Annotated in this window: 16 protein-coding genes; 11 read left to right on the plus strand and 5 right to left on the minus strand. The window is 64.8% G+C overall.

Features of this window, described 5'->3' with window-relative positions:
• The first annotated feature begins 241 nt into the window (after positions 1–241).
• A complete protein-coding gene (locus ACOJTD_RS19030) occupies positions 242–1,741 on the plus strand; it encodes a L,D-transpeptidase (protein WP_420134460.1) in 1,500 nt (499 codons plus the stop codon).
• 9 nt (positions 1,742–1,750) lie between these two features.
• On the opposite strand, the gene ACOJTD_RS19035 is transcribed toward ACOJTD_RS19030, so the two are convergent.
• Together ACOJTD_RS19035 and queF are read right to left on the minus strand one after the other, a co-directional pair.
• The gene (locus tag ACOJTD_RS19035) at positions 1,751–2,182 is read right to left on the minus strand and encodes a hypothetical protein (protein ID WP_420134435.1); all 432 of its coding nucleotides are present in this window, start codon (positions 2,180–2,182) and stop codon (positions 1,751–1,753) included.
• A 36-nt stretch (positions 2,183–2,218) separates the two neighbouring features.
• Entirely contained in the window at positions 2,219–2,695 is a 477-nt protein-coding gene (queF, locus tag ACOJTD_RS19040) for a preQ(1) synthase (RefSeq protein WP_420134436.1), read from the minus strand.
• A gap of 168 nt (positions 2,696–2,863) precedes the next feature.
• Here queF and eno point away from each other — a divergent pair, with 168 nt between their 5' ends.
• On the plus strand, positions 2,864–4,147 hold the full coding sequence (eno, locus tag ACOJTD_RS19045; RefSeq protein ID WP_420134437.1) for a phosphopyruvate hydratase: 1,284 nt from the start codon (positions 2,864–2,866) through the stop codon (positions 4,145–4,147).
• A gap of 22 nt (positions 4,148–4,169) precedes the next feature.
• On the opposite strand, the gene ACOJTD_RS19050 is transcribed toward eno, so the two are convergent.
• Positions 4,170–4,448 carry a hypothetical protein gene (locus ACOJTD_RS19050; RefSeq protein WP_420134438.1) on the minus strand — a complete coding sequence of 93 codons (279 nt, stop codon included), beginning with the start codon at positions 4,446–4,448 and terminating at the stop codon, positions 4,170–4,172.
• Between the two features lie 22 nt (positions 4,449–4,470).
• Positions 4,471–5,391, minus strand: a complete 921-nt coding sequence (locus ACOJTD_RS19055) for a hypothetical protein (RefSeq protein WP_420134439.1) — start codon at positions 5,389–5,391, stop codon at positions 4,471–4,473.
• Between the two features lie 207 nt (positions 5,392–5,598).
• On the opposite strand from ACOJTD_RS19055, the gene ACOJTD_RS19060 reads away from it, so the two are divergent.
• On the plus strand, positions 5,599–6,732 hold the full coding sequence (locus ACOJTD_RS19060; protein WP_420134440.1) for a zinc-binding dehydrogenase: 1,134 nt from the start codon (positions 5,599–5,601) through the stop codon (positions 6,730–6,732).
• An 84-nt stretch (positions 6,733–6,816) separates the two neighbouring features.
• Complete coding sequence (locus tag ACOJTD_RS19065) at positions 6,817–7,620, plus strand: hypothetical protein (RefSeq protein ID WP_420134441.1); 804 nt, start codon at positions 6,817–6,819, stop codon at positions 7,618–7,620.
• A 151-nt stretch (positions 7,621–7,771) separates the two neighbouring features.
• Here ACOJTD_RS19065 and ACOJTD_RS19070 read toward each other — a convergent pair whose 3' ends face one another.
• Positions 7,772–8,386: a LysE family translocator gene (locus tag ACOJTD_RS19070; protein WP_420134442.1), complete on the minus strand. Its 615-nt coding sequence runs from the start codon at positions 8,384–8,386 to the stop codon at positions 7,772–7,774.
• Between the two features lie 102 nt (positions 8,387–8,488).
• On the opposite strand from ACOJTD_RS19070, the gene ACOJTD_RS19075 reads away from it, so the two are divergent.
• The 7 genes from ACOJTD_RS19075 to ACOJTD_RS19105 all read left to right on the plus strand — a co-directional run bounded on the left by ACOJTD_RS19075 (position 8,489) and on the right by ACOJTD_RS19105 (position 15,153).
• Positions 8,489–9,634: a CaiB/BaiF CoA transferase family protein gene (locus ACOJTD_RS19075; protein ID WP_420134443.1), complete on the plus strand. Its 1,146-nt coding sequence runs from the start codon at positions 8,489–8,491 to the stop codon at positions 9,632–9,634.
• A 114-nt stretch (positions 9,635–9,748) separates the two neighbouring features.
• Entirely contained in the window at positions 9,749–10,306 is a 558-nt protein-coding gene (locus ACOJTD_RS19080; RefSeq protein ID WP_420134444.1) for an NADPH-dependent FMN reductase, read from the plus strand.
• Positions 10,307–10,425: 119 nt separating this feature from the next.
• Positions 10,426–10,743: an FtsB family cell division protein gene (locus tag ACOJTD_RS19085; RefSeq protein WP_420134445.1), complete on the plus strand. Its 318-nt coding sequence runs from the start codon at positions 10,426–10,428 to the stop codon at positions 10,741–10,743.
• 151 nt (positions 10,744–10,894) lie between these two features.
• Positions 10,895–11,929: a pyruvate dehydrogenase (acetyl-transferring) E1 component subunit alpha gene (gene pdhA, locus ACOJTD_RS19090; protein WP_420134446.1), complete on the plus strand. Its 1,035-nt coding sequence runs from the start codon at positions 10,895–10,897 to the stop codon at positions 11,927–11,929.
• Between the two features lie 83 nt (positions 11,930–12,012).
• Positions 12,013–13,422 (plus strand): pyruvate dehydrogenase complex E1 component subunit beta, encoded by a 1,410-nt coding sequence (locus ACOJTD_RS19095; RefSeq protein WP_420134447.1) that lies wholly within the window; start codon positions 12,013–12,015, stop codon positions 13,420–13,422.
• Between the two features lie 6 nt (positions 13,423–13,428).
• Positions 13,429–13,725 (plus strand): DUF5076 domain-containing protein, encoded by a 297-nt coding sequence (locus ACOJTD_RS19100; RefSeq protein ID WP_378391382.1) that lies wholly within the window; start codon positions 13,429–13,431, stop codon positions 13,723–13,725.
• Between the two features lie 9 nt (positions 13,726–13,734).
• Positions 13,735–15,153 (plus strand): pyruvate dehydrogenase complex dihydrolipoamide acetyltransferase, encoded by a 1,419-nt coding sequence (locus ACOJTD_RS19105; RefSeq protein ID WP_420134448.1) that lies wholly within the window; start codon positions 13,735–13,737, stop codon positions 15,151–15,153.
• The last annotated feature ends 8 nt before the right edge of the window (positions 15,154–15,161 follow it).

Genomic DNA, 15,161 nt, shown 5'->3' on the forward strand with positions numbered 1-15,161 from the left:
CGGAAAGACGGATGTGGTTAGTACGCCGGCAACGATCCTCGCCGGTCCGTGATCCTGATGCAGAGACGAAGTGGCTGTCGGTCTGGCGCGGATTGCGACTACAATCAAACCGTCCGGGCCGAATCGGACGTGATGCTGCACAGCGTGCAATCGGGCTCACTAACAATCGAGGTCGCGTTTGTTGAATCGATCGAAGACAGTGCTGCTCGCGAGTGCGCGGCTGCGGATCACAACAGCCGCGATGATTGCGGGTGTTGCGATCTCGATCTTGGCCGCACCAGGACCAGCGGAGGCCGCCAAGCGCGGTCGGCCTGCTGCGTCGATCGAAGCTGTCGCGCCGCGTGAAGCAGGCGAGCCGATCATGGCGATCGTGTCGATCAAGTCGCAGCAGGTGACGTTCTACGACGCCGACGGCTGGATCTTCCGCGCGCCGGTTTCGACCGGCACCAGCGGTCGCGAGACTCCGGCCGGAATTTTCGCCATTGTCGAGAAGGACAAGGACCACCACTCGACGATGTACGACGATGCGTGGATGCCGAACATGCAGCGCATCACCTGGAACGGCATCGCGTTGCACGGAGGCCCGCTGCCCGGTTATGCGGCCTCGCATGGTTGCGTCCGCATGCCGTTCGGTTTTGCCGATAAGCTGTTCGACAAGACGCGGATCGGGATGCGGGTGATCATCTCGCCAAGCGACGCCGCCCCGGTCGAGATCTCCCATCCGGCGTTGCCGCAGCCGAAGCCCGAAGCGCTGGCGGCGGCGCCCGGACGCGTCGATGCGTCGGCGCGAGAAGCCGAACAGGCCGCTACCGCAGCCGCGGAGGCCAAGAAGGCGGCAGTCGCGGCCGCACGCGAGGTGGCGCCCTTGAAGGCGACGCTCGCCAAGCTGACGAAACAGAAGGCCCGCGCCGATGCCGACTTGAAGCGGGCCGACCGGCTGCTCGCCGGAGCGAAGACCGACGAGGCGAGGGCGCGCAGCGAAGAGCTGCAGCAGAAGGCCGCGCAGCAGGCCGGCGAAGCGGCGGCTCAGCTCGAAACGGCCAAGGCCGATGCCGAGTCGAAGCGCGCAGTTGCCGAGGCAACCAAGGACGCCGCCAAGGCGGCCGCTGCGAAAAAGACGGAAGCCGAGCGGCTGGCGACCGACGCCAAGCTCGCCCTCGAGCCGGTCTCGATCTACATCAGCCGGGACACCCAGAAGCTGTACGTCCGCCGCAATACGCACAAGCCGGCGCCGGACGGCGGCGGTGAAGTGTTCGACACATCGATCGAGGTTCCGGTCACCATCCGTGATCCTGAGCGGCCGATCGGGACGCACGTATTCACCGCGATGGCACGCAGCGGCGATCATCTCCGCTGGAGCGCGGTCAGCATCGACGGCACCGACACGGCGAGCGAGGCGCTCGATCGCATCACCCTTCCGCAGGACGTGATGGACCGGATCGGGCCGACCGTTCTGCCGCGCAGCTCCATCGTGATCTCGGACGAACCGCTGAGCGCGGAAACCAACTACCGCACCGAGTTCGTCGCGGTGCTGAGCCATCAGCCGCAGGGCGGGTTCATCACCCGCAAGCCGACGCAGGATGTGCTGGTCGCCGATCGCGACAACGGCTGGGACGATGGCGGCTTCGGCACGTTCTTCTTCGGACAAGATCCCGAACCGCAGCCGCGCAATCCCCGCCTGCGGGGCGGCCGCAATGCCTACCCGCAGCCGCAGCCCTATCCAGGCTGGCAGAGCTGGTAGCGACGATGGTCAGGCCGGCCGGCGCTGGCCTATCGATACGGTGCTGCCGGGCGCCGGCCAGAGCGCACAACTCGCAACGCGATTGATGTCCGACAGACGGCGGTCGGCGTCGCCATTCAGGTCCAAGCTCGACACCAATTGCGTCAGGCGGTGATGGGCATCGCTGGCGATGGCGGCCGGGACGGGCGCCTCATCGAACGCTTCGATGTAACCCTGGACGAGATGAGTGAGAACCCGGCATAGACCACGCTGCTCGGGTTGATGCTCGGCGAATTGCGCGAGCTTGTCCTGAAAGGATTTGAAGGTGTGCAGGCCGTGGTGCTGATCCGCAATCCACGAATACAAATCGTTCATGTCAGCCTCTTCAGACGATAGAAGAAGCTGCGATTTATTACGCCGTCTGGCGCAGTGGCGCAATGCCAAAGGCAGGGCGCAGCTCACCGCCCAGGCGGCACTTTGCGCCTGCGCACGAGGCCATTATCCCCGGCCGCGATAGGGCTGCACGCCCTGATCCGGCACCCAGACGCCGTTCGGCAATTTGCCGGTCTGCCAGAATACGTCGATCGGGATGCCGCCGCGCGGATACCAGTAGCCGCCGATGCGGAGCCATTTCGGCTTGATCGCGTCCACGATCCGCTTGCCGACCGACACCGTGCAGTCCTCGTGGAAGCCGCCGTGATTGCGGAAACTGGCGAGATACAGCTTCAGCGCTTTCGACTCCACCAGCCAGGCACCCGGCACGTAGTCGATCACCAGATGTGCGAAGTCGGGCTGGCCGGTGACCGGGCACAGCGAGGTGAATTCGGGCGCGGTGAAGCGGACCAGATAATCGGTGCCCGCCTGCGGATTGGGAACGCGGTCGAGCTGGGCCGCATCCGGGCTGGCGGGCCATTCGACGGCGCGGCCGAGCTGCAGCCCGGCGGGCTTCGAGGTCTTGCGAGGGGTCTTGGACATGGGAGCTCCGTTCGGGCGACCTCTAAAGCATTTTCCGGCGGAGGGGAATTGTACCGCGAAGGCGGCTTGGCTGTTCGTCGCGAGCGCTCCGGCGGCCTTTTCCGAGCCGGTCCCATGCTGTAGAAGCGGCGCCAAATCCCCTCCCTCCCAACCTCCCAAGAGGCATCCATGACTGCCATCGTCGACATCATCGGCCGTGAAATTCTCGACAGCCGCGGCAATCCGACCGTCGAGGTCGACGTCGTGCTGGAGGACGGTTCGGTCGGCCGCGCCGCGGTGCCGTCGGGCGCGTCCACGGGTGCCCACGAGGCGGTCGAGCTGCGCGACGGCGACAAGGCCCGCTATCTCGGCAAGGGCGTGCTGAAGGCGGTCGAAGCCGTCAACGGCGAGCTGTTCGACGCGCTGGGCGGCATGGACGCCGAAGCCCAGGTGCAGATCGACCAGACCATGATCGAGCTCGACGGCACCCCGAACAAGGGCCGGCTCGGTGCCAACGCCATCCTCGGCGTTTCGCTCGCAGTCGCCAAGGCCGCGGCGTCGTCTTACGACCTGCCGCTGTACCGCTATGTCGGCGGCACCTCGGCGCGGACGCTGCCGGTGCCGATGATGAACATCATCAACGGCGGCGTGCATGCGGACAATCCGATCGACTTCCAGGAATTCATGAGCAGGCCGGTCGGCGCGCCGACCTTCGCGGACGCGCTGCGCGCCGGCTCTGAAATCTTCCACACCCTGAAGGGCGAGCTGAAGAAGGCCGGCCACAACACCAATGTCGGCGACGAAGGTGGCTTCGCGCCGAACCTGCCGTCGGCGGATGCGGCGCTCGACTTCGTCGTCTCGGCGATTGGCAAGGCTGGCTACAAGGCCGGCGACGACGTGATGCTGGCGCTCGACTGCGCCGCCACCGAGTTCTTCAAGGACGGCAACTACGTCTATGGCGGCGAGAACAAGACGCGCTCGCGCTCCGAGCAGGCCAAGTATCTGGCCGATCTCGTTTCGCGCTACCCGATCGTGTCGATCGAAGACGGCATGAGCGAGGACGACATGGACGGCTGGAAGGAACTGACAGATCTGATCGGCTCCAAGTGCCAGCTGGTCGGCGATGATCTGTTCGTCACCAACGTCACGCGGCTCGCCGACGGCATCAAGAACGGCCGCGCCAACTCCATTCTGATCAAGGTCAACCAGATCGGTACGCTGACCGAGACGCTCGCCTCGGTCGAAATGGCCCACAAGGCCGGCTACACCGCGGTGATGTCGCATCGCTCGGGCGAGACCGAGGACTCGACCATCGCCGATCTCGCCGTCGCCACTAATTGCGGGCAGATCAAGACCGGCTCGCTGGCCCGCGCCGACCGCACCGCGAAGTACAACCAGCTCCTGCGCATCGAGCAGGAACTCGGCTCCAGCGCGCACTACGCTGGCAAGGCCGCCCTGAAGGCGTTCCGCTAAGACGCGAACGCTTATCTCGCCGCTACTTGCGGTGCTCGAAGCAGGTTTCTTCGGTCAGCGATTTCGTCGCTGACCGAGACAGCCTGGGATCGTGCTGCAGGTCGTGCTCGAGTCCGTGCCGGGCAAGGAAATCCTTCACCAGGCCGACGATCTTCGGACTGACAATGACGAACCTGTCGGCTTCGAGCGTCAGACACTCGTGCAGGAATTCCGGCTCGAGCTTGGCGTCGACGATCGCCTTCATGACCTCGAGCACTTTCTGAATCGCGACGTCGTAGGACGGATCTTCTGCGGCGGTCATGACAGGCCTCCTGTCGGCTCGGTCAGGGTGAGTTGCCCAGCTTGTTGATGATGCTGCGCTGGATCGCGATGTCGGCCGCGACGTTGCTTTGATCAATCGCAGTGGTGGGAGCGCGCTGCGGTCCGCCGCCCAGCAGGCTGGGGCTCGGCGACGCGCCACGGGCCGGCGGCGGCAGTGCCAGTGCCACGATGACCTGGTGGATGTCCTTGCGCATCGCGGCCGCGGTCACGGACGCTCCGGCCAGATAGGTGCGCTGACCGAGCGGAGCCAGCGTCACCTGCGGTCCGACCGAGCCGGCAAAAGTGGTCTGGAACTTGAACGTGTCGGTGAGGGTCGGGACCTTGTTTTCCTTGCCGGTGAGCTTCTGGAACTGATTGAGATCGACGAAGGTCTCGATCATCTCGGCAAGGCCGATGGTGCCGGCGACCGGGTAGAGCAAATTTTCCGGAGAGCCGTCGTCGGTGCAGCGCCGCGACGGGATCAGCATCAATTCGCCGAAAGTGTCATTGGCGCGGAAGATCCTGACGGTCTGGCGCTGCAGGTCGTTCGTGCCCTTCGGACCGACGCTGAACACGCCGCGGCTGAACACGCTGACGACGTCGGCCTCCGCGCCGAGTGTATTCTGCTCGGTGATGTCGAAGGTGAAGTCATAAGTAATCGCGGCGTTCTGATACTTGACAATGTTGCTACGCGCCGGCTCGGGCAGGCTCGCGATCCGTTGGCTGAATTGCTCGAACGGCGTTTCGCCTGATTTCAGGCGGTGGGCGATCTCGGCAAGGTCGTGTTGCCCGGTGTGGTGGAAGTAATCGACGATCGCCGACTTGATGGCGGCTCTGGCTTCGCAGCGGATGTGATGCACGATCTCGCTGGTGCGAAAATCGCGGCCGGTCACGTCTTCGGGCAGCGGATGGATCGAGCATCCGGCGACACATAATGCGAACAAGCTTGTGATCCCAAGCCGAAGCATCGAAACAACTCGTTCAAAAAATAACTACCGAATATGCCGGAAAGTCTGACAGCTTCGCCCGCTGGTGTATGTAACATCGAGGTCACAATCGGCTTTTTATCGGTGCCGGGCCTGCTTCGTCTTGAACCTCGTACGTGGCTGCCCCAAGGTGCGGCCGCGCTAACGACAAGCAGGAGACAACGCGTGAGTGAGACGACCGGACTGCAACTGCGCTCGCTGATCAAGGCGAGCGGCGACCTCGAAGTTTCGCTGGTGCCGGTGAGCATCCCGGAACCCGGCCCCGACGAGGTCGTGGTTCGGGTCGAAGCCACGCCGATCAATCCGTCCGATCTCGGCCTGCTGTTCGGCGCCGCCGACATGTCCACCGCCAAGGCGTCGGGGACGCCGGATGCGCCGGTGATCACCGCGAAGGTGCCCCAGGCGGCGATGAAGGCGATGGCCGGCCGGCTCGACGAGTCGATGCCGGTCGGTAATGAAGGCGCCGGCACGGTGATCAAGGCCGGCACCTCGGAGGCGGCTCAGGCGCTGCTCGGCAAGACTGTGGCGATGATCGGCGGCGCGATGTACGCGCAGTACAGGACGATGAAGGCCGCCGATTGCCTGAAGCTCGCGGACGGCACGACGGCGGCCGAAGGCGCGTCCTGCTTCGTCAATCCGCTGACCGCGCTTGGGATGACCGAGACGATGAAGCGGGAAGGTCACAAGGCACTGGTTCACACCGCGGCTGCGTCGAATCTCGGCCAGATGTTGAACCGGATCTGCCTCAAGGACGGCATCGATCTGGTCAACATCGTGCGTAGTGACGCGCAGGCCAAGCTGCTGCGGGATATCGGCGCCAAGTACGTAGTCGACTCGACGGCGCCGTCTTTCATGGACGACCTGACCGATGCGCTGGTGAAGACCGGCGCCACCATCGCGTTTGATGCCATCGGCGGCGGCAGACTTGCCGGGCAAATCCTGTCCTGCATGGAAGCGGCGATCGCCAAGACTGCGACGGGACCGTACAGCCGCTACGGCTCCAGCGTGATGAAGCAGGTCTACATCTATGGCGGCCTCGATACCCGGCCGACCGAGATCGTCCGAAACTTCGGCATGATCTGGGGCGTCGGCGGCTGGTTGCTGTTTCCGTTCCTGCAGAAGATCGGCGCAGCCGACGCGGGGAAGCTGCGGGCGCGGGTGGCGGCGGAGATCAAGACGACTTTCGCCAGCCATTACACCCGGACCGTGTCGCTCCAGGAGGCGCTGAGCCTCGACGCGGTTGCCGCGTACAACAAGCGGGCGACGGGGGAGAAATTCCTGATCACCCCGAACGCATAGCTGCCATCAAAGCGTGAAATCCGCTGGTGCTGATCGCAGTTGCTAGCTAGTCTCAACTAGGCGAAGCAGCCCAGCGGGGATTTCATGGATCAGATGGCTGAACGGCGTCCGTCGGAACTGACGGAGGCGACTGCTGCGTTGATCAACCACATCGTCGGCGCGATCGAGCAGGCGGCCGTGGTGATGGAGCCATTCTATCACCTCGAATTTGTCGGAATTTTTCCGGCACTGGTTTATGCCGCAATGCTTCAGGCGCTGCCGCGGAGTAACGACTATCGGCCAATGCACGGCCGTAGCAAAGGCAACGATCTTGCCGACGGGACCCACACCCGCGTGAAGATCGATCTGTTTCCGGAATATATCCGCCATCTGCCGCCGCATCAGCGCTCGATCTGGCGCATGGTCGGCGATGCGCTGTGCTCTGAGCCGGTCAAGAACGCATTCCGGCGCAAGCTGGCGCCGGCGCTGGAGCATCGCTTCGGTCAACAGGCCCAAGATGTCGGGATGTTTCCCATTCCGATCCTGACGCGCGACGTCCCGGGCTACAAGATCACGCCGCACACGGATACGCATTGGAAGGGCATCACCGTGCAGCTCTATCTGCCGCGCGACGAAGCCCACACCGACATCGGCACGATCTTCCACGACGTGCTGCCGGACGGCTCGATGCCGAAGACGCGGCAGATGAAGTTCGCGCCGAATTCCGGCTATGCCTTCGCGGTCGACAAGCACACCTGGCACTCGGCCGACACCGTGCCGGCGGGCGTTGAGACGCGCGACAGCATCCTGCTGACGTACTTCGTCGATCAGGGCGTGCTGAAAGTCCTACGCAACCGTGGCAAGCGCGTCGGCAATTTCCTGCTCAACGAGATCCGCGCGCGGACCTGACAACGCGAGCGATAGTAACTGTCCTATCGTTCGTCATGGCCGTGCTCATCCCGGCCATCCACGCCTGTCTCTATTGAACTTCAGTGGGACGTGGATGCCCGGGATAAGCCTGGGCATGACGGCCGTGAGGCGATCAGCTCAATAACGGGCGTCAGCGCTCCGCTGTCGCCAGCTTCGCGCCCAACGCCACGAAGGCGGCGGCAAAGCTGCGGCGCATCCAGGTCAGAACGCGAGGACGCGTGATGACGTGGTCGCGGAGCCAGGCGGCGAATAGGCCGTAGATCACGAACACCAAGAAGGTCATCAGCATGAAGATGGCGCTCAGTTCGACCATGCGGCCGAGCGGATGCGCGTCGTCGGCGGACACGAATTGCGGCAGGAAGGCGAGGAAGAAGATCGACAGCTTCGGATTGAGGATGTTGATCAGCACGCCGGTTACCGTCATCTGCAAGGCCGACGGCGCGCCGACGTCCGTCTCGACACTGAGCGGTCCGCGTTCGCCGAGCGTCTTCCAGGCCATATACAGCAGATAGGCCACGTCCAGATATTTGAAGGTCTGGAACGCCACGGCGCTGGTGTGGAGCAGGGCGGCGAGGCCGAGGATCGCAGCCGCCATATGCGGGACAATCCCGATGGTCGAACCGAACGCTGCGATGACGCTGGCGCGCGGTCCGCGTGAGAGACCCGCCGCAAGCGTGTAGAGCACGCCGGTTCCGGGCGAGGCGACCACGATCAACGAGGTGAGCAGGAATTCGGCACTGATCATGGCAGGGTCCCGCTGCTGCGACAGGCTTGCAATTTCAATCCAGGGCACGGAAACAGTGCCACGCGCGGATCGACGGATCGACCGTATAATTTGGAGACGCAGATGGCTGGACCGCTTGCCGGGATCAAGGTGATCGAGATCGCTCAGGCGATCGCCGGGCCGATGGCCGGCATGATCCTCGGTGACATGGGCGCCGACGTGATCAAGGTCGAGAAGCACGACGGCGGCGACGACGCCCGGCACTGGGGCCCTCCCTTCGTCGAGGGCGACTCGCTGTTCTTCCACGGCTTCAACCGCAACAAGCGGTCGGTGACGCTGGACATCAAGAGCCCGGACGACGTCGCGCGGCTGAAGGAGATGGTGAAGGACGCCGACATCCTGATCCAGAACCTGCGCTCCGGCGTGGTCGCCTCCTGCGGCATCGGGCCGGACGTGATGTGCGCGATCAACCCGCGGCTGATCTATTGCTCGGTGTGGGCGTTCGGAAAGACCGGGCCGCTGAGCAAGGAGCCCGGCTTCGATCCGCTGCTGCAGGCTTATGGCGGGGTGATGTCGCTGACCGGCCGCCCGGACGATCCGCCGGCGTTCTGCGCGCCGGCGATCAACGACTGCGCGACGGCGCAATGGTGTGTTATCGGCGCGCTGGCGGCGCTGCAGCAGCGCGCCGTCACCGGCAAAGGCTGCGTCATCGACACGTCGCTGTTCGACAGCGCGATCTCTTGGGTCGGGACGCAACTCAACGGCTATCTGTTCTCCGGCGAGGCGCCGCCGCGGCACGGCACCGCCAGCGCGACGCTGGCACCGTATCAGGTGTTCGAGACCGCCGACCGGCCGATCGTGATCGCCGCCGGCAACGACCGGCTGTTCGCCAAATGCGCCGACGTGCTCGGCCATCCCGAGTGGAGCACGGATGCGCGGTTTGCCCGCGTACGCGACCGAGCCGCGCACCGGCACGAGCTGGTCGGTCTTATGCAGCCGGTGATGGCTTCGCGGTCGTCGGCGGAGTGGCTCAGCGCGCTGAAGCGCGCCGGCGTGCCGGTCAGCCCGGTCAACGACATCCCCGAACTCGCGGCGACCGAGCAGTTCGCAGCGGCCGATATGATCCGGACCATGCCGGACACAGGCCTGAAAGTCGCTGGCTTGCCGATCATGTTCGACGGCGAGCGGCCGCATCCGGTGCTGAACACGCCGAAGCTTGGCGCGCACAATGACGAGGTGCTGGGCAAGTCTGCCGACGCGGCGGAGTAGGGATCACAACTTCGTCAGTTCAGCGCGGAGGGCCTAGGTTGTAGTGCCCGCGCTGCCCACCTCGCGCTAGGGTTCCGACCCCTCCGGACCTTCGTTCACAATCAGGATAGACCTATGCCCAATCCGTATCGCGTGGCCGTCGTCATCGGCAGCTTGCGCAAGAACGGCTTCTCGCTGCGCCTCGGCGAGGCGCTCCAAAAGCTCGCTCCCGCGACGCTCAAGCTCGACATCGTCACGCTGCACGGCCTGTCGTTCTACAATCAGGATCTCGAAGCGCAGGCGCCGGCCGACTGGGTGGCTTTCCGGAAAACGATCAAGAGCGCCGACGCGGTGCTGTTCGTGACCCCGGAATACAACCGTTCGATTCCGGGCGTGCTGAAGAACGCCATCGACGTCGGCTCGCGGCCGTACGGCCAGAGCGCGTTCGACAAGAAGCCGGCGGGCGTGGTGTCGAACTCGCCGGGGGCGATGGGCGCATTCGGTGCCAACCACCATTTGCGGCAGTGCCTGACGTTCCTCAACATGCCGGTGTTGCAGCAGCCAGAGGCCTATGTCGGCGGCATGGGCGATGCCTTCAACGAGCAGGGCGATCTGGTAAAGGATTCGACGCGCGAATTTCTGCAGAAGTACATCGACGCCTTCGCCGCCTGGGTGGCGCAGCAATCCAAATAGTCGATCACGGGCGTGCGCCTGCCATGCGGGCGCGCGCCGATCGGTTCGCGGTATATCGGCTATGCCGCCGGCGATGCGCTGTTAGTGCCACATTAACCGCGCCGGGGCATGGTTGACCCATGGTTACCCGCAGTCGCCTCAAGTCCATCCTGGTCGGTATCGCGCTGTACGCCATCGCCTCGGCGGCGATCGCGTATTTCGGCATGAACGCCTATACGGGTCGTTACGGACTGACGGCGCAGCAGGAGCTCGACCAGGAAATCATCGCGCTGACGTCCGAACTCGTGCGGCTCCGGGCGGAGCGCGCCGAGGGCGAGAAGCGCGTGGCGCTGCTGCGGTCGGATCGACTCGATCCCGATATGCTCGACGAACGCGTGCGCTATCAGCTCGACTTCGCGCATCCCGCGGATCTGGTTCGGATGAATCCGACCCGCTGAGTCTCATATTCCAAAAACCAAGATAAACGATCGCGAAAATTTCACGTCGTTGCACTGCGGCACAAGGATTTGCGTGCTGCGGCACGCGGCTCCTTTCACAGCGGAATAAGTTACGGTAGAGAGGCTGATCTACTCTCTCATCGGAAACGCCATGGCCGCACCAAAGAAGAGCGCCGCGAAAGAGACGGGGCTGGACAATTCGTCCGCGCCGACCAAACCGCGGGTCCCGGACTTCTCCAAGGAACAGGAGCTGCACGCGTTTCGTGACATGCTGCTGATCCGCCGCTTCGAAGAGAAAGCCGGCCAGCTCTACGGCATGGGTGCGATCGGCGGGTTCTGCCACCTCTACATCGGCCAGGAAGCCGTCGTCGTCGGCATGCAGATGGCGCTGCGCGAGGGTGATCAGGTAATCACCGGCTATCGCGACCACGGCCACATGCTCGCTTGCGAGATGGACCCGAAGGGCGTGATGGCGGAGCTGACCGGACGCCGCGGCGGCTACTCCAAAGGCAAGGGCGGCTCCATGCACATGTTCAGCATGGAGAAGCATTTCTACGGCGGCCACGGCATCGTCGGCGCGCAGGTCTCGCTCGGCACCGGCATCGCCTTCGCCAACCGCTACCGCGACAACGGCAATGTCTGTCTCGCGTATTTCGGCGACGGCGCGTCCAATCAGGGACAGGTTTACGAGAGCTTCAACATGGCGGAGCTGTGGAAGCTCCCCGTGGTCTACGTCATCGAGAACAACCGCTACGCGATGGGCACGTCGGTGACGCGCTCGTCGGCGCAGACCGACTTCTCCAAGCGCGGCGTGTCGTTCAACATTCCGGGCGAGCAGGTCGACGGCATGGACGTCCGCGCCGTCAAGGCAGCGGGCGACAAGGCGGTCGCGCATTGCCGCGCTGGCAACGGCCCCTACATCCTCGAGATGCAGACCTATCGCTATCGCGGGCACTCGATGTCCGATCCGGCGAAGTACCGGACCCGCGAAGAGGTCGACAAGATCCGCAACGATCAGGATCCGATCGAGCAGGTGCGCCAGCGCCTGCTGAAGCTCGACATGACCGAGGACGATCTCAAGAAGATCGACGCCGAGGTTCGCAAGATCGTCAACGAGTCGGCCGACTTTGCACAGAATGATCCCGAGCCCGATCCTTCGGAACTCTACACCGATGTGTATCGCTGACCGTCGCGCCGGCGTTCACGCGCCGGCCACGCTTTCCTGCCGCCTTGCGGCGATCCCGCGCACGATCTGACTGCGGAGCCCCGATGCCTACTCAAATTCTGATGCCCGCGCTGTCGCCGACCATGGAGAAGGGCAACCTCTCGAAATGGCTCAAGAAGGAAGGCGACCAGGTCAAGAGCGGCGACGTGATCGCGGAGATCGAGACCGACAAGGCGACGATGGAAGTCGAAGCCGCCGATGAAGGCACGCTCGGCAAGATCCTGGTCCCCGAAGGCACCAACGACGTCGCGGTGAACACCCCGATCGCCACCATCCTGGGTGACGGCGAAAGCGCAGCGGACGCCGACAAGGCCGCCGATCCGGCAGCGCAGAACAAGGCCGCGCAGTCGGCGCCGCCGTCGTCCGAGCCGGAACCCGCTCAGGCGAAGTCCGCTGCCGCGCCCGCGCAGCACGCACCGGAAGCGCCGACCGTCTCGGCCGCGGCCGATCCCGACATTCCGGCCGGCACCGAGATGGTGACGCAGACCATCCGCGAAGCGCTGCGCGACGCGATGGCCGAAGAGATGCGCCGCGACGCCGACGTGTTCGTGATGGGCGAAGAAGTTGCCGAGTATCAGGGCGCCTACAAGGTCACGCAGGGTCTGCTGCAGGAATTCGGCGACCGCCGGGTGATCGACACGCCCATCACCGAGCACGGATTCGCCGGCGTCGGCGTCGGCGCCGCGATGGCGGGGCTGAAGCCGATCGTCGAGTTCATGACCTTCAACTTCGCCATGCAGGCGATCGACCAGATCATCAACTCGGCGGCCAAGACGCTGTACATGTCCGGCGGCCAGCTCGGCTGCTCGATCGTGTTCCGCGGTCCGAACGGCGCGGCTTCGCGCGTCGCCGCGCAGCACAGCCAGGACTACTCGTCCTGGTATTCGCAAATTCCCGGCCTGAAGGTCGTGGCGCCGTATTCGGCCGCCGATGCGAAGGGCCTGCTCAAGGCCGCGATCCGCGATCCCAATCCGGTGATCTTCCTCGAGCACGAGATGCTGTACGGGCAATCCGGCGAAGTGCCGAAGCTCGACGACTACGTGATTCCGATCGGCAAGGCCCGCGTCGTGCGTGAGGGCTCGCAGGTGACGCTGATCTCGTGGTCGCACGGCATGACCTATGCGCTGAAAGCTGCGGTGGAGCTGGCGGGCGAGGGGATCGATGCCGAAGTGATCGATCTGCGCACGCTGCGGCCGCTCGACACCGAGACGATCGTCGCCTCGGTCAAGAAGACCGGCCGCGCGGTAACGATCGAGGAGGGCTGGCAGCAGAACGGCGTCGGGGCCGAGCTCGCCGCCCGGATCATGGAGCACGCGTTCGATTACTTGGACGCGCCGGTGACGCGCGTGTCGGGCAAGGATGTGCCGATGCCCTACGCCGCCAATCTCGAAAAGCTGGCGCTGCCGAGCGTGGCCGAAGTCGTCGAGGCGGCGAAGGCCGTCTGTTATCGGTAACCGCCGATGGCTGGTCCGAAGCAACAGCCGCTGCCGCCCGACGTCGAGGGCCGCGAGGACGCCACCGAGGTGCTACGCGCCTTTGTGCTCGACGGCGGCCTGTCGATCGCGTTCATGCGCGCCTTCGAGGAGCCCGAGATGTGGGGGCTGCTGCTCGTCGACATCGCACGTCATGCCGCGCGCGCCTATTCGCGCGAGAGCAACTACACCGAGGACGAAGCGCTGGAGCGCATCGTCGAGATGTTCGAGTCCGAGATCGCGCGCCCGTCCGACATGGGCAGCACGACCGAACGGCCGCAATAAGGTTTCGCCATGCCGATCAACATTCTGATGCCCGCGCTGTCGCCGACCATGGAGAAGGGCAACCTTGCGAAGTGGCTGAAGAAGGAGGGCGACAAGGTCAAGAGCGGCGACGTCATCGCCGAGATCGAGACCGACAAGGCGACGATGGAAGTCGAAGCGGTCGATGAAGGCACGATCGCCAAGATCCTGGTGCCTGAGGGCACGCAGGACGTGCCCGTCAATGACGTGATCGCGGTGCTCGCCGGCGACGGCGAGGACGTCAAGGCGGCGGGAGCAGGGGCCGGCAAAGCCGCGCCGAAGCAGGACGTGGCCAAAGCCGACGACGCGCCCAAGCCCGCGGCATCCTTCGAGACGCCCGCTGCGCGGGCTCCTCAGGATGAGGGCAGTGCGAGCGGCAAGACAGCGACTGCGACGAAGCCAGCAACAAATACAGCTCCTCGTCCTGAGGAGGGTGCGAAAGCGCCCATCTCGAAGGACGCAGCCACGAGCAACGGCGCGCGCGTGTTCTCGTCGCCACTGGCGCGGCGGCTCGCCAAGGACGCCGGCATCGAGCTGTCGCGGATCAACGGCACCGGCCCGCACGGCCGCGTCGTCGCGCGCGATGTCGAGCAGGCGAAGGCCGGGGGAGGCCTGAAGGCGCCTGCGGCTGCGCCGGCTTCCGGCACGGCGCCGGCGATCGCGCCGTCGATGTCGGATCAGCAGATCCGTGCCTTCTTCAAGGACGGCAGCTACGAGGAAGTGCCGCACGACAGCATGCGCAAGATTATCGCGCAGCGCCTAGTGCAGGCCAAGCAGACCATCCCGCACTTCTATCTGACGATGGACTGCAACCTCGACGCCTTGATGCTCGCGCGGGAGCAGATCAACGCGCAGGCGCCGAAGGACAAGGACGGCAAGCCGGCCTACAAGCTGTCGGTCAACGACTTCGTCATTAAGGCACTGGCGATGGCGCTGCAGCGCGTGCCCGACGCCAACGTCACCTGGACCGAGGGCGCGATGCTCAAGCATCAGGGCTCCGACGTCGGCGTGGCGGTGTCGATCCCCGGCGGCCTGATCACGCCGGTGGTGCGCGACGCGCATCTGAAATCGGTGTCGACGATCTCGCGCGAGATGAAGGATTTCGCCGCCCGCGCCCGCAATCGCCGGCTCAAGCCCGAAGAGTATCAGGGCGGCTCGACCGCGGTGTCCAACCTCGGCATGTACGGCATCAAGGATTTCGCCGCAGTGATCAACCCGCCGCATGCGACGATCCTGGCGGTCGGGGCCGGCGAGCAGCGTCCGGTCGTGAAGGCCGGCAAGATCGAAATCGCCACGGTGATGAGCGTGACGCTGTCGACCGATCACCGCGCCGTCGACGGCGCGCTCGGCTCAGAACTGCTCGGCGCCTTCAAGGCGCTGATCGAAAATCCCGTGATGATGATCGTCTAAGCTTCCAA

The sequence above is a fragment of the Rhodopseudomonas sp. genome, from assembly GCF_048594845.1.
In the GTDB taxonomy this organism is placed as follows: domain Bacteria; phylum Pseudomonadota; class Alphaproteobacteria; order Rhizobiales; family Xanthobacteraceae; genus Rhodopseudomonas.

Coding starts and splice junctions, on each gene's coding strand:
- eno (WP_420134437.1), top strand. CDS start 2,864: ATGACTGCCATCGTCGACATCATCGGCCGTGAAATTCTCGACAGCCGC.
- ACOJTD_RS19070 (WP_420134442.1), bottom strand. CDS start 8,386: ATGATCAGTGCCGAATTCCTGCTCACCTCGTTGATCGTGGTCGCCTCG.
- ACOJTD_RS19030 (WP_420134460.1), top strand. CDS start 242: ATGATTGCGGGTGTTGCGATCTCGATCTTGGCCGCACCAGGACCAGCG.
- ACOJTD_RS19100 (WP_378391382.1), top strand. CDS start 13,429: ATGGCTGGTCCGAAGCAACAGCCGCTGCCGCCCGACGTCGAGGGCCGC.
- queF (WP_420134436.1), bottom strand. CDS start 2,695: ATGTCCAAGACCCCTCGCAAGACCTCGAAGCCCGCCGGGCTGCAGCTC.
- ACOJTD_RS19075 (WP_420134443.1), top strand. CDS start 8,489: ATGGCTGGACCGCTTGCCGGGATCAAGGTGATCGAGATCGCTCAGGCG.
- ACOJTD_RS19095 (WP_420134447.1), top strand. CDS start 12,013: ATGCCTACTCAAATTCTGATGCCCGCGCTGTCGCCGACCATGGAGAAG.
- ACOJTD_RS19105 (WP_420134448.1), top strand. CDS start 13,735: ATGCCGATCAACATTCTGATGCCCGCGCTGTCGCCGACCATGGAGAAG.
- pdhA (WP_420134446.1), top strand. CDS start 10,895: ATGGCCGCACCAAAGAAGAGCGCCGCGAAAGAGACGGGGCTGGACAAT.
- ACOJTD_RS19065 (WP_420134441.1), top strand. CDS start 6,817: ATGGATCAGATGGCTGAACGGCGTCCGTCGGAACTGACGGAGGCGACT.
- ACOJTD_RS19050 (WP_420134438.1), bottom strand. CDS start 4,448: ATGACCGCCGCAGAAGATCCGTCCTACGACGTCGCGATTCAGAAAGTG.
- ACOJTD_RS19085 (WP_420134445.1), top strand. CDS start 10,426: ATGGTTACCCGCAGTCGCCTCAAGTCCATCCTGGTCGGTATCGCGCTG.
- ACOJTD_RS19080 (WP_420134444.1), top strand. CDS start 9,749: ATGCCCAATCCGTATCGCGTGGCCGTCGTCATCGGCAGCTTGCGCAAG.